The sequence below is a fragment of the Streptosporangium sp. NBC_01755 genome (assembly GCF_035917995.1).
Taxonomy (GTDB): Bacteria; Actinomycetota; Actinomycetes; order Streptosporangiales; family Streptosporangiaceae; genus Streptosporangium.
Map to the genome: position 1 here is coordinate 2,852,818 of NZ_CP109131.1, position 12,359 is coordinate 2,865,176.

The window sequence follows — 12,359 nt, forward strand, 5'->3', positions numbered from 1 at the left end:
ATCAAGGCCAGAAGTGCAGTGCTGGGTCGGCGAGCGCGGTTACGACATCCGGGCCTCTCAAAACGTGCTCGGCGCCGGGAAGGTCGCGATAGCGGAGCATGGCGTAGAGGACGTCGGCGAAGGGCTGGTCGAGGAGTGACAGGGCGACTTCGGTGGCCTCTGCCTCGGCGTCGTCGAATCGCCGCAGACAGGCGTGGTCTCGGAGCATTGATACCGTCCGGATGAAAGCGGCGGCCCTGCCACGCTCCAGATCGCCCCGGTTCAGACCGAAGACCTTGATCGTGGCGTCCCCTCGGGCGGTCAGCGCCTCATAGGTTCCCGTACTCAGAACGAGTTCGAGATGCTCGTAAGGATCCTCCGCCGACGGATCGACAAGCAGGGGCCTGCCGTCCCCGTCCCGTGGAAAGAGCTCCCGTTTCTGGTGGCTGTTGCAGTACGAGCAAGCCAGGAGGTGATTCGGCCAGTCGAAGGCGCGCAGCGGCGCCTCCGCCAGAGGTTCGAAGTGGTCGATATCGGTGCCGAGGCCGTCTCCGCAGTACATGCAACGGCGGATTCCGGTGGCCATCGTGGTCAGTTGCTCGGTCAGCCGCGTTCGGGTGGTGGCTGCGGACTTCCACGCGGCACGGGCCGCCGGGCAATCGGCCTGGCTCTCACGCAGCTTGCCGGCTCGATCGCGGAGTTGGTCGGCCAGGTGGGAGGGGAGCACCACACGGTGAATACGGATCATGGAGTCAGGCGATCCTCGCGGAGACCTCGTCCACACGGGCTGTCAGGGAGCTGGTGAGCGTCTCCCGAAGCTGCTCGTACTCGCGCGTTTCCTCGGGAGTCGCCTTCCCACGAAGAACCGCACGCTCCAGCACGGTGAGCCTGCGCCGCAGGTCTTCGGCGTGGCTGGAGTAAGGGGAGTCCATCCCGAAGAGGTCGGTAAGGAGGGCGTCGTCGCCGCTACCGTAGACGATGCGCTCGTACAGCTCCTCGTCGACAACACGTGGTGGAACGTCCTCGTCGACGCCGGGGAGCCGGATCAACCCTCCCGGATCGGCGCTCTGACAGATGTACGGGCTGTGTGAGGTCACGATGAACTGGGTGGCGGGGAAGTGGCGCTTTAGCCACTCACCGATCTTCTTCTGCCAGCTCACATGGAGATGAACGTCGATCTCGTCGATCAGCACGACACCCGGAAAGCGGAGAACAGGCGGCCCGGGCGGGAGCGGTGGTAGGCCGGGAAGATCTGCCAGCCGACCGGTGAGGTACCCCTCCATGTAACCAGGAAGCGCCTGGTTCATCTGACGGACGAGATCGAGGACCAGCGCGGTGACGGTCCGATATCCGTCGCTCATCTCCCGAAGCGAGATGAGTTCGCCGTCCCGCCTTGCCCACAGGCCGTCGCTGTTGACCCGTTCGATACGAAACCCGTCAGGCAGAAGACCGTCGTTGAGCAGTTCGGTGACGAACGCCAGCAGGTCTGCGGCTCCATATCGTCCTTCCAGGCTCCGAAGGTGCAGGTCGATCAGCCAGCTGACGCTTTCGGCCAGTGAGGCATCCTCATGGAACAAACTTGCCAGGCGCGCCACAGGCCCTGTGCTCTGCATGAGCTGCCGTGTGTCAGCTGAGCCACCCGTCAGCCGCCGGAAGGGACCGTAGCCGGCGAAGAACCAGCCCTGTGGGTTGTCCGCCCACGGCCCGCGTGGAGCAGTCGTTCCATGGCCCTGCATGTTCGGCTGCGGGCCGTACCGGCCGGAGTCACCGATGAGCGCACGGGACCAGGTCAAACGGGCGGGAAACGGGTGCCGAGGGCGCCGCCTACGGCCGAACCCGTCCAGGAGGTCATCGAACACGATCTTCGCCTCGACCGTCGCGTCGAGGAGGTCGTTGGAGATCCAGCCGTCGAAGGTGGGAACGAGACTGCGCGCCGCGGAAGGCCCCGCCATGGCCAGCGCGAGCGCGCGCAACAAGGTCGTCTTGCCCGAGCCGTTCCGTCCCGCCAGAACCGTCCACCCGGCGTGACTGCCATCTGGACGGGTCAGCCGAAGATCCGCGCTCCGGGAGCCGGAGAAGCCGCGGACACCAGAGACTTTGAGATCGGCGATATACATGCCGTCGCACCTCCCCGACCGTGATCGTACCGTCATCTTCTCTGAACGATGGCTGCACTCATTCGCGATGGAGTCGCGGATCAACAGGGAGTTTCCGACAGTGCCCGGCGAACGCCATCCACACGGACGGGCAGCGGGGCCGGCCGGGCTGTTGCAGGTGCTGGAGGCGAGCGGCACGCTGCTGGTCGCCATGGTGCGTACATGTGCCGCGGATCAGGACCGGGGCGCCGCGGTGAGCCTCGCGACATCGGAGGCGTAGACGGTCATCCAGTGCGGATGCAGTCGGTAGTAGACCACGTCGTTGTCCCAGTCGAAGGAGTCGTCGCCGTAGAAGTCCTTGAAGTACGCGAGCAGGTCCGGCCAGTCCGCGGCCGACTCGCCGTCCTGGGGGTTGAGGATCTCCACCGTGCCGTGCGTGAACACGCCCAGCTCCTCACCGCGCATGTGCGCGGCGCTGGCGGTGGGGCGTGCGGCGAGGTGGCGGGCCTTGGCGGCGTTGCGTGCCGTGCCGAAGTGCCACTTTCCGTGCAGGAAGTGCCCGTCCACACCGCTGATCCGCGGCTCGCCCTTCGCCGTCACGGTGGACAGGGCGAGGGTGCACATGCCGGTGAGAACCTGGGTGAGCTGCTCTGCGGTCAGAGTGCGCTCGCTGTTGATGATCGAGCGGAGGTGCGAGGTGGAGCGGGAGAGGGAGGCATCGAGGAGGGCCTGGAGCTCGTTGAGCTCTTCCGGCGTTTCGCGCATTGGAATCCTTATCTATCCGTAGGGCCCGGTCCACGCCCACCATCGACGCCGACCGGCGAAACCATGCTCGACCCAAAACCCGACACCTTGTGTCGTATTTTTTCACCCGCCTCGCGGACCACGGCGGGCCGCCTGGCCGGACGCCACACCCTGCGACGACAAGCGCGCCGGGAGGACGGCGAGCGGACCGAGCACGCTCCGAGCCGGCGATATCGTTCCCGTCATGCACCGATCAACCGAAGCCGGATCCTCCCCCGTGACAGCGGACGACCTTGACCTGGCCGTTCAACGTGCCGTCGGCGTCCTTCGGGAGGCGCCTCCGGTGGCCTGGGACGGCAAGGCCGGCTCACTGGAGTGGGACTGCTGGGAGACCGTCGAGCACCTCAGCGACGACCTCTTCTCGTACGCCTCCCGACTGGGCCTCAGGACACCACCTGTGGAGAGCAGAGTGCCCTTCGTGCGGGAGCGCAGAAGGCCCCAAGGCCCTTCGAACACCATCCACGCGGACCGCGCGGCGGGACCGGCCGGGCTGTTGCAGGTGCTGGAGGCGAGCGGCGCGCTGCTGGTCGCCATGGTGCGTACGGCATCGCCGGAGGTCCGCGCCTACCACGTGCACGGGACGTCGGACCCGGAGGGCTTCGCCGCGATGGGAATCGTGGAGACCCTGGTGCACACCCACGATCTGGCCGAGGGGCTGGGGCTCGCCTGGACCCCACCCGCCGACCTGTGCTCGCGGGTGCTCGCCCGGCTCTTCCCGGACGCCCCGACGAGCACGGCCCCCTGGCCCACCCTGCTGTGGGCCACCGGCCGCGCCGAACTACCCGGGCGCCCGCGTCTGACCACCTGGCGCTGGTACGGGGCACCCCGAGTGTAGATCTCCGAGGGCCCGCCGAAGGTGACGGCTCTCGGCAGGGCCTTCGACACCGATGGCGTGCGCGGCGGCGAGGCCTCCCCTGCCCGGCGCCCCACTCGCTCTCTCATCCCTGTCCCATCCCTGAGAGCCGATGATGAGTTGACTTATAATAAACATCCTCCTCATTGATAGAGATGATCATGGACAAGCCCGTAGAGATGTTCGACCGTGACTACGAGTGGTCGGAGCTGTCGCGATTCGTCCGCTACCCGGGGCCGGAGGCGACGCTGGGCGTGGTGTCCGGGCGGCGTCGTCAAGGTAAGACCTTCCTGTTAGACGCGGTCTGCCGGGCGACGGGAGGGTTCTACTTCGCCGCGACCGAAGCGACCGAGGCCGAGTCTCTCCAGCAGTTCGGCACGGCACTCGCCCGCCATCTCGGTGAACCGGTCCCTCGCAGGTTCACGCACTGGGATGAAGCCGTCGAGTTCCTCATGACCATCGCCGCCACCGGGCCGACCCCGGTGGTCATTGACGAGTTTCCCTATCTGGTCAGAGCCTCTCCGCGGCTTCCCTCCCTGATCCAACGGGCTCTCGGCCCTCAGGGACAGCGTCAGGGCAGTGCGGTACGGCTCCTGCTCTGCGGGTCGGTGCTCTCCTTCATGGGATCACTGCTCGCGGGAACCGCGCCGCTCCGCGGCCGGGCGAGTCTGGAGCTGGTGGTCTCCACCCTTGACTACCGGCTGGCCCGGGATTTCTGGGACATCGTCGACCCCGCCCTCGCGTTGCTCGTCAACGCGGTCGTCGGCGGCACTCCCGCCTACCGGCGCGAGTTCACCCTTGGCGACGTCCCCAGCGGAATCGAGGACTTCGGACCGTGGGTTGTTCGCAACGTGCTCAACCCGGGCCGGCCCCTGTTCCGTGAAGCCAGGTTCCTCCTCGCCGAAGAGCCGGAGCTACGGGACGTCGCCCTGTACCACGGTGTTCTGTCGGCGATCGCGAACGGCAACCACACCCGCGGCGGCATTGCCGGATACCTCGGTCGCAAATCCACTGATCTGAGCCATTCCCTGACGCTCCTGGAAGACGTCGGGATGATCGCCCGGGATCCGGATGCCTTCCATGGCAAGCGTTCCACCTACCGCATCACCGAACCCATCCTCAGCTTCTACCACGCGATCATGCGGCCGGAGTGGACCGACCTGGAGCGTCCCGGTTATGCCGAGCAGGTCTGGGACCGTTCGCAGACGGCGTTCCGCAGCAAGGTCCTCGGTCCGCACTTCGAACACCTCGCCCGCACCTGGACACTCTGGTATGCCCACTCCGAAACTCTCGGCGGTCTGCGCACCCGTGTCGCCTCCGGGATCCTGCCCGACCCTGCGGCCAGGAGCAGCCACGAAATCGACGTGGTGGTCTTCGGACGTGACAGCGAGGGTAAAGAGGTCATCCTCGCGATCGGTGAGGCGAAGTACGGCGACGTCATCGGCCGCGCTCACCTTGAACGCCTTGAGCGCCTCCGTGAACTGCTCATCCGTCGCGACGACCGCGCCACCCCCGGCACCCGGCTTCTGCTGTTCAGCGCCGCCGGCTTCATGCCCCAACTGCGGGAAACCGCGCAGAGCCGCACGGACGTACAACTCATTGATCTGACTCGTCTCTACGAGGGTGCCTGAGTTTCTCGATGCTCTGTCCTTCACTTCCGTATTGAAGGACAGGTTCACCGAGAGGCGCTTCTGGGTTCAACGCGGTGGCTCCACGCCTCCCCCGGTTTCAATCACCCGATCTGGCCCAGGCGGAACAACCTCAGGTTCGTCGTCCGGAGCGTGAGCGCGCCTCGCGGAATGACTCCGTCTGTCTTTGCCCCGTACAGACTCGCAAAACCACCAAAAAAGATCACCGCAGGTAACGATTGGCTGCGGCAATGCCGGGCCACCTCGTCCCTGACCAGCCCACGTGCGATTATCGCACTATGAGAGAGGTCGGAGAGTGGGCAGACGTGGGCGATCGCGTCCGCGAATGCCGCGTTGCGGCTGACATGTCCCAGGAGCAGCTCGCATCGGCCATGAACCTGGACCGTACGATGGTCGCCAAGATCGAAGCGGGTACCCGACGGGTGGACGCCCTTGAACTGGCAAGGCTGTCGTCGGTTCTCGGCGTTCCTCTGACGCATTTCCTGCGCCGGCCTCCGGCAGTCGTATCGCGTCGTACCGAACTCATCGACGACCCGGCAACGGACGCCGCCCGCCAGTCTTACCAGCTTGAAGCAGCTCTGGCGACGTGGCTTGACGATGTCCGGCAACTTGTCGAGCTACAAGAGTTTGCTCCTCCTACGCCCGAGAAATTCCACGGTGCCGTGGAGAACGTCGAGATCGCCCGCCAAGCGGCCAGGTGGGCCAGGCAGAAACTTGGCCTTGGAATTGATCCGATCAGTTCGCTGATGAGCGTCTGCGAAGGGCTCGGCCAACTGGTGGCGGTGGTCGACACGCCGGGAGACGGAGCCTCTCTGATCGAGGACGGAATCGCCGTGGCGGTCGTCAGCAGCCAGGGGGATCCCGGAAGACGTCGAGCGACCGCCGCTCACGAACTGGGTCACATGATCATCGGCGATGAGTACTCGGCGGATCTGGGCGTCCACACCTCTCGCGCCGAAAGAGAACTGGTGATCGACGCTTTCGCCGCAGAACTTCTTCTTCCCATCGAATCTGTGCTGAACGGCTATTCGGGAAACGAGGGTTCCTTACGAGATCCCCTCGTAGTCCTCGCCGCCAAATACCGAATATCCTGGTCATTGGCCATCCGCCAAGCGGTCGCAGCCGGAGTCCTGGGCAGGGACGCCAGGGATCTGCGACGGAAGAATCCAACGCGCGCCGAACTCATGGAGGCCGTGGGCTGGACGCCACAGCCTGATCTCCAAGCGGTGCGCGTGCCGCCGGGGTACGCTCACGCCGTGCTGCAGGCATGGAAGAAGAGCCGGATAACCACATCCCGTGCCGTGGAACTCATGCGTGGCCAGATCGTGGAGTCAGACCTCCCCACCCGCGAGGAACCGGACCTCGAACCTTGATCCCTCCCGAACCGGATCTCGCCCTGGTGTTCGACGCGATGTGCCTCAACCACTTCGCACGCGCCGAACGCCTGGACGTTCTACGTGATCTCCTCATCGGTAGAAACTGCCTGACAACCCATGTCGTACGGGAGGAGTTGCGTGCGGGGGTTACCGAACATCCTGCCCTGCTGAACGTGCTGGATTCGGACTGGCTTGGTGTCGCACGCCTGGACTCACTGCAGGAGATCAGATGTTTCGCGAAATGGTCGCAGCGGATTGGCTCCTCAGAACGGAACCTCGGCGAAGCCAGCGTGTTCTCGGCGGCCGAACTCTGCGGTGGAATCGCGATCACCGACGATCGAGAGGCTGTGGCGGTGGGCAGGAACTTCGGCCTGAAGGTTCACGGAACCGTGTGGCTGCTCGCAATCGCCTGCCGGGACGGCAAGCTCAGCGAGGTGGGAGCGGGCAACATCGTCGATACGCTCAAGGCAACGGGCATGCGGCTACCATGCTCAGGTGCGACGTTCGGCCCTTACGCCCGCCGTCATGGGCTCTATTGATCTTTGGCGAGCAAAGCAGCACTTTCACGCCTTGACGACCGATGCCCACCACGTGCACGGGACGTCGGACCCGGAGGGCTTCGCCGCGATGGGGATCGTGGAGACCCTGGTGCACACCCACGATCTGACCGAGGGGCTGGGGCTCACCTGGACCCCGCCCGCCGACCTGTGCTCGCGGGTGCTCGTCCGGCTCTTCCCGGACGCCCCGCAGAGCACGGACCCCTGGCCGACTCTGCTGTGGGCCACCAGCCGCGCCGAACTTCCCGGGCGCCCGCGCCTCACCACCTGGCGCTGGTACGGCGCGCCCCGGTCATAGCGGGCACATCAGACGGAGAAGCCGCGGAGGTCGCATCCGTCCCGGTCCAGAGCCTCGGCGCAGCGGGCCGCCACCACCTTCCGTGCGTCCGAGGACTCATCGTCCAGTTCCAGGACCGGGATGTCGTAGGCATGCCCGCTCCGGCCCGCTCCGAGATCCGCCGTCTTGTCGAGCCCGGTCCAGCGGCGCACCCACCGTGGAATTGAAAACTATTCTTTACACGACCTTGACTGTGACTGTATGTTGTCGCTAGATCACCCTACGCACTCAAACGAATGTAGGTGAGCAACCATGCCGGACAACGGCACCGAACATCCCCCGGACCCCCGGGTGGCGTTCGCGGACGCCACGGCGGCCAGCACGGGAGAGTCGAACGAGCGGCCGGGAGCGGCCGACCGCGTCGCGGTCGTCGCGAAGAGCGACGACCACCTTCCCCCGGTGGCCGGCGAGGCGCTTGACGACAGGCCCCTCGCCCTGCGATTCACGGAAGCGGAGGAGTAGACATGCAGCTGCGTTTCCGTAACCGCTACACCTCCAAGGTGTGGGTCGCGATCATGTTCTACAGCCCCGACGGCTGCCGCGACTACGGCCAGTGGGGCACCCGGGGCTGGTGGGCCATCGATCCGGGCGGTGAGGCGTTCGTCCTCAACACCAACAACCGCTACGCCGCCTACTACGCCGAGGCCGCCAACGGGGCCGTCTGGACCGGCCCCTACGGCCCGATGTACGTCTATCAGAACGCCTTCGACTCCTGCATCAACATCGGCAGCACCGCTGCCAGGCGCGTCGGCACCCGTCTGATCGACATGAACGGCTACTCCACGTACTACGTCAACCTCGTCGCCTGATCCGTCCCCTCACCTGACGTCCCGACCGGCACCGACCGGTCCGGCCTCGCGGTGAGGACCCAACTGAGCGCCTCCTGCGTGACGGACACCGATCCCCTTCTCCGGGTCCGTCCCCTTCTACCGGGAGGCGCTCGCCCCCAGAACATCCACCGGGAAACGCACGCCGCCGGACCGCTCCCTGCCCCCACGCATCGAGACCCATGCCGGGCAGGCGAAGGGTGTCGCCCCCTCCGGCCTCGGACGAGAGCCGTTTCCTCCCCACCGTGAACGACGGGGCCTCCACGCTGCGACGGTGCCGGGTGTGCTCATCGGCTGCCCGATCCAGCACCGGCTGGATCATCCCCCCGCGATCGAGTCACGCATGACGGGCCTGTTCCAGAGCCGCACAGGCGGCGCAGTGGCCGGGTGCGATGCCTGACGACCGGCGATCGGCGGAGTGCGGAAGCAGTAACGCACGGGGCGCCCTGACCGTTCCACAGGCGTAACACCTCGCTCCTACGTTCGGTCTCACGCCTTTGGATCCAAGTTCGGATCCAGGAGATCGAGGAGCACGCATGGACGCATCGACAGCGCCCGGCATCCACATCGAGAAACTCACCAAATCCTTCACAACGCGCCCCCGGGAGGTGGTGGCGCTCGACGGGGTCGACATCCGCTCCGGAGAGGGGGAGTTCGTCTCCCTGCTGGGGCCGTCCGGGTGCGGGAAGAGCACGATCCTGCGGATTCTGGCGGGGCTGGAGGAGCCGACCTCCGGTGGGGTGCTGGTGCACGGTGAGACCCCGGCCGAGATGCGCGGTCGCCACCACCTGGGCATCGCCTTCCAGGACAGCGCGCTGCTGCCATGGCGGTCGGTGCGGACGAACATCCGCCTGCCGCTGGAGATCGGCAGAGGCACGGCGGAGGAGGGTTTCGTTCAGGAGCTCATCGACCTGGTCGGTCTGTCGGGATTCGAGAACGCCCGGCCCCACCAGCTCTCCGGCGGCATGCGCCAGCGGGTGGCGATCGCCCGCGCCCTGGTCGTCAAGCCGCGGGTGCTGCTGCTGGACGAACCGTTCGGCGCGCTGGACGACATGACCAGGCAGAACCTGAACGGCGAGCTGCTGCGCATCTGGACGGAGCGGCCGGCGACGACGCTCATGGTGACGCACAGCATCGCCGAGGCGGTGTTCCTCTCGGACAGGGTCGTGGTGATGAGCGCCAGGCCGGGCCGGGTCAGGGAGGTCGTGCCCATCGATCTGCCCAGGCCACGCCCGCCGGAGCTGTCGCGCACGCCGGAGTTCCACGCCTACGTGGACCACCTGTCGGCGATCCTGTTCGGCCAGGCGGTCTACGCGGGAGACCCGGGATGATCGTGCGTTTCACCGGGGCCGCGATCATCGTGGTCGCCTGGCAGGTGCTGGGCGGGCTAGGGCTGCTCGGCCCGGGAATCGCGCCGCCCACCGAGATCGTCGCCGGGGTGATCGCCGACGGCGTCGCCTTCTACACCTTGCACGTGCCGGCCACGCTCGGCTCGGCCCTGCTCGGCTACCTGTGGGGCAACCTGGCCGCCATCGGATGCGCCGCCCTGGTGATCGTGCTGCCCTGGCTGGAGAAGCTCATCCTGCAGATCGGGATCGCCTCCGCCTGCATCCCGCTGGTGGCGATCGCGCCGATCCTGGCCGCGGTCTTCAACGGCCCGACGGCGTGCGTGGTCATGGCGGGGGTGTCGGTCTTCTTCACCACCTTGGTCAGTACGGTGAACGGGCTGCGCCTGTCCGACCGAACCAGCGAAGACCTGGTGCGCGCCTACGGCGGCGGGCGGTTCGCCGTACTGCGCAAGGTGCAGTTGCTGTCGGCGCTGCCGAGTGTGCTCACCGCGTTGAAGATCGCGGTGCCGGCCGCCGTGCTCGGCACGATCATCGGCGAGTTCATGGGCCAGGAACGCGGTCTGGGCGCCGCCCTGATGGTCGCCCAGCAGGCCGCGGACGTCGTCCGCACCTGGGGGATCACGCTGGTCTCGAGCCTGCTGACCATCATGGCCTTCCTCGCCCTCGCCGCCGTCGAGCGCCTGGCCACCCCGTGGACGGAGGCGTCCCGATGAGCCCTGTGGTGAAGAGAGCGGCGGGTGGGCTGCTCGTCCTGGCAGGCACCGTCATCGCAGTCGTCGTGGTGTGGACCGCGTTCCTCGCCGTGGTGGACGTCAGCCCGTTCGTGGCCAAGACGCCGCTGGACGTGTGGACGTATCTGACGAGCCCGGCCAACCGGGCTGCGATGTGGCCGCTGCTCGGGCGCACGCTGGCAGACGCCGCCTTGGGGTTCGCCGCCGGGCTCGGCCTGTCCACGGCGATCGCGTTGCTGTTCTACTTCTCCGGCGTCGCAGAGAGGATGTTCCTGCCGGCCCTGGCCTCAATGCGGGCCATTCCGATGGTGACGGTCGCCCCGATCATTGTGCTGGTCTTCGGGCGGGAGGAAGCAGGCACCGCGGTCATCGGCGCCGCGATCGTCCTCGTCCCCGCGCTGCTGACCATGCTGCACGGTATCCGTTCCGCACCGGTGGCCGGACTCGACCTGTGCCGCGCGTACGGCGGCACGGCCTGGACCGCGTTCACCAAGGTCGCACTGCCGCACGCCGTGCCAACCTGGTTCACCGCCGCGCGCATCTCCGTCACCACCGCGATCGTCGGCGCGCTGCTCGCCCAGTGGCTGGCCTCAGGCGCCGGGCTGGGCGGGCAGATGATGCGCGACGCCAACGAGTTCCAGTTCGACCGCCTGTGGGCGTCCGTCGTCGTGCTCACCGTGGTCTGCATCGCCGTCTACCAACTGCTCGCCCTTGTCGAGACCCTGGTCCAATCCCGTCTTAGGAGTTCGTCATGACCCTTGCCCGGCGCCGGTTCCTCATGGCCACCGCCGCGTCCCCACTACTGCTGGCGGGCTGCGGAAGCGGGCGGGAGCCCGCCGCCGGCGCGGCCAGGTACGGGATCGCGACCCAGCGGCTCGCCTGGATCAAGAACACCCAGTTCGCCGGCAGCTACGTGGCCGACAAGAAGGGTTACTACCGGGCGGAGGGGTTCGGCGGCAGCGAACTGGTCGCGGGCGGGCCCACGGCGCCGCCGATCGAGTCCGACGTGCTCAGCCGTACCTTCGCCGGGGTCTCTCAGGTGCCGATCGTCGGCGCGGCGGTCGCCAAGGGCGCGCCCTTGAAGATCATCGGTGCGGTCTACACCCGCTACGCCGGTTGCGTGATGTCGATGACCGACAACCCGATCAAGACCCCAGAGGACCTGTACGGCAAGACCATCGGCTGCGCCTCCTCCAGCGAGCCGGTGTGGCGGACGTTCCTGGCGGCGCGGGGGCTCGACCAGTCCCGCATCAAGACCGTGCCGGTCCAGGGCAACCCCATCGGCATAACGAAGGGGGAGATCGATGGGTACCTCGGGTTCATCAACAGCCAGGTCATCGACCTGAGACACCTGGGGCACGACATCACCACGATGCTCCTGGCCGACGTGGGCTTCCCACTGGTGGGCCAGACGTACGTCACCACGCAGGAGAACCTCGACAGCAACAGGGACAAGGTCAAGGCGTTCCTGCGCGCCGAGATCAAGGGCTGGCGTGAGGTGCTCGCCGATCCGCAGTACGCGACCGACCTGACCGTCAACGAGTACGGCAAGGACCTCAAACTCAACCCCGCGGCCACCCTGGACTGCTGCAAGGCGGGCAACGACCTCATCCGCAGCGGGGAGCCCGCCCAGCAGCTCATCTCGCTCACCGACGAGCAGGCGGAGAGCAACGTCGAAGCGATCAACGCCGGTGGCTTGAAGCTCACCGTGGACCGGCTGTTCGACCTCGGCCCTATCCGCGAGATCTACCAAGCCGACCCCGCCCTGGCCGCGACCGTCAAGAACTGAGAGGCAAGCAGA

The 12,359-nt window shown here is 66.9% G+C and carries 15 protein-coding genes; 11 read left to right on the forward strand and 4 right to left on the reverse strand.

Going from position 1 to position 12,359, the window contains the following annotated elements:
* Position 1 precedes the first annotated feature (1 nt).
* The 3 genes from OG884_RS13090 to OG884_RS13100 form a co-directional block, all read right to left on the reverse strand.
* On the reverse strand, positions 2-727 hold the full coding sequence (locus OG884_RS13090; protein ID WP_326645420.1) for an HNH endonuclease: 726 nt from the start codon (positions 725-727) through the stop codon (positions 2-4).
* A gap of 4 nt (positions 728-731) precedes the next feature.
* Positions 732-2,096 (reverse strand): AAA family ATPase, encoded by a 1,365-nt coding sequence (locus tag OG884_RS13095; RefSeq protein ID WP_326645422.1) that lies wholly within the window; start codon positions 2,094-2,096, stop codon positions 732-734.
* Positions 2,097-2,309: 213 nt separating this feature from the next.
* Positions 2,310-2,840 carry a pyridoxamine 5'-phosphate oxidase family protein gene (locus tag OG884_RS13100; protein WP_326645425.1) on the reverse strand — a complete coding sequence of 177 codons (531 nt, stop codon included), beginning with the start codon at positions 2,838-2,840 and terminating at the stop codon, positions 2,310-2,312.
* Positions 2,841-3,063: 223 nt separating this feature from the next.
* Here OG884_RS13100 and OG884_RS13105 point away from each other — a divergent pair, with 223 nt between their 5' ends.
* The 5 genes from OG884_RS13105 (at position 3,064) to OG884_RS13125 (ending at position 7,612) form a co-directional block, all read left to right on the forward strand.
* Positions 3,064-3,714: a maleylpyruvate isomerase N-terminal domain-containing protein gene (locus OG884_RS13105; RefSeq protein ID WP_326645426.1), complete on the forward strand. Its 651-nt coding sequence runs from the start codon at positions 3,064-3,066 to the stop codon at positions 3,712-3,714.
* A 179-nt stretch (positions 3,715-3,893) separates the two neighbouring features.
* Entirely contained in the window at positions 3,894-5,363 is a 1,470-nt protein-coding gene (locus OG884_RS13110) for an AAA family ATPase (protein WP_326645428.1), read from the forward strand.
* Between the two features lie 323 nt (positions 5,364-5,686).
* Positions 5,687-6,754, forward strand: a complete 1,068-nt coding sequence (locus OG884_RS13115; protein ID WP_326645430.1) for a helix-turn-helix domain-containing protein — start codon at positions 5,687-5,689, stop codon at positions 6,752-6,754.
* Entirely contained in the window at positions 6,751-7,296 is a 546-nt protein-coding gene (locus tag OG884_RS13120) for a hypothetical protein (RefSeq protein WP_326645432.1), read from the forward strand. Before OG884_RS13115 ends, OG884_RS13120 begins: the two co-directional genes overlap by 4 nt.
* A 31-nt stretch (positions 7,297-7,327) precedes the next feature.
* Complete coding sequence (locus OG884_RS13125) at positions 7,328-7,612, forward strand: hypothetical protein (RefSeq protein ID WP_326645434.1); 285 nt, start codon at positions 7,328-7,330, stop codon at positions 7,610-7,612.
* An 8-nt stretch (positions 7,613-7,620) separates the two neighbouring features.
* Here the strand turns inward: OG884_RS13125 and OG884_RS13130 are convergent, their stop codons facing one another.
* Positions 7,621-7,803 carry a hypothetical protein gene (locus OG884_RS13130; RefSeq protein ID WP_326645435.1) on the reverse strand — a complete coding sequence of 61 codons (183 nt, stop codon included), beginning with the start codon at positions 7,801-7,803 and terminating at the stop codon, positions 7,621-7,623.
* Positions 7,804-7,903: 100 nt separating this feature from the next.
* Between OG884_RS13130 and OG884_RS13135 the strand changes: the two genes are divergently transcribed.
* The 6 genes from OG884_RS13135 (at position 7,904) to OG884_RS13160 (ending at position 12,347) form a co-directional block, all read left to right on the forward strand.
* The gene (locus OG884_RS13135; RefSeq protein WP_326645437.1) at positions 7,904-8,113 is read left to right on the forward strand and encodes a hypothetical protein; all 210 of its coding nucleotides are present in this window, start codon (positions 7,904-7,906) and stop codon (positions 8,111-8,113) included.
* Between the two features lie 2 nt (positions 8,114-8,115).
* Positions 8,116-8,460: a DUF1036 domain-containing protein gene (locus tag OG884_RS13140; RefSeq protein ID WP_326645438.1), complete on the forward strand. Its 345-nt coding sequence runs from the start codon at positions 8,116-8,118 to the stop codon at positions 8,458-8,460.
* Positions 8,461-9,014: 554 nt separating this feature from the next.
* On the forward strand, positions 9,015-9,809 hold the full coding sequence (locus OG884_RS13145; protein ID WP_326645440.1) for an ABC transporter ATP-binding protein: 795 nt from the start codon (positions 9,015-9,017) through the stop codon (positions 9,807-9,809).
* Complete coding sequence (locus tag OG884_RS13150) at positions 9,806-10,540, forward strand: ABC transporter permease (RefSeq protein ID WP_326645442.1); 735 nt, start codon at positions 9,806-9,808, stop codon at positions 10,538-10,540. Before OG884_RS13145 ends, OG884_RS13150 begins: the two co-directional genes overlap by 4 nt.
* A complete protein-coding gene (locus OG884_RS13155; protein WP_326645444.1) occupies positions 10,537-11,313 on the forward strand; it encodes an ABC transporter permease in 777 nt (258 codons plus the stop codon). The genes OG884_RS13150 and OG884_RS13155 overlap by 4 nt, the downstream gene beginning before the upstream one ends.
* The gene (locus OG884_RS13160) at positions 11,310-12,347 is read left to right on the forward strand and encodes an ABC transporter substrate-binding protein (RefSeq protein WP_326645446.1); all 1,038 of its coding nucleotides are present in this window, start codon (positions 11,310-11,312) and stop codon (positions 12,345-12,347) included. Before OG884_RS13155 ends, OG884_RS13160 begins: the two co-directional genes overlap by 4 nt.
* Positions 12,348-12,359 lie beyond the last annotated feature (12 nt).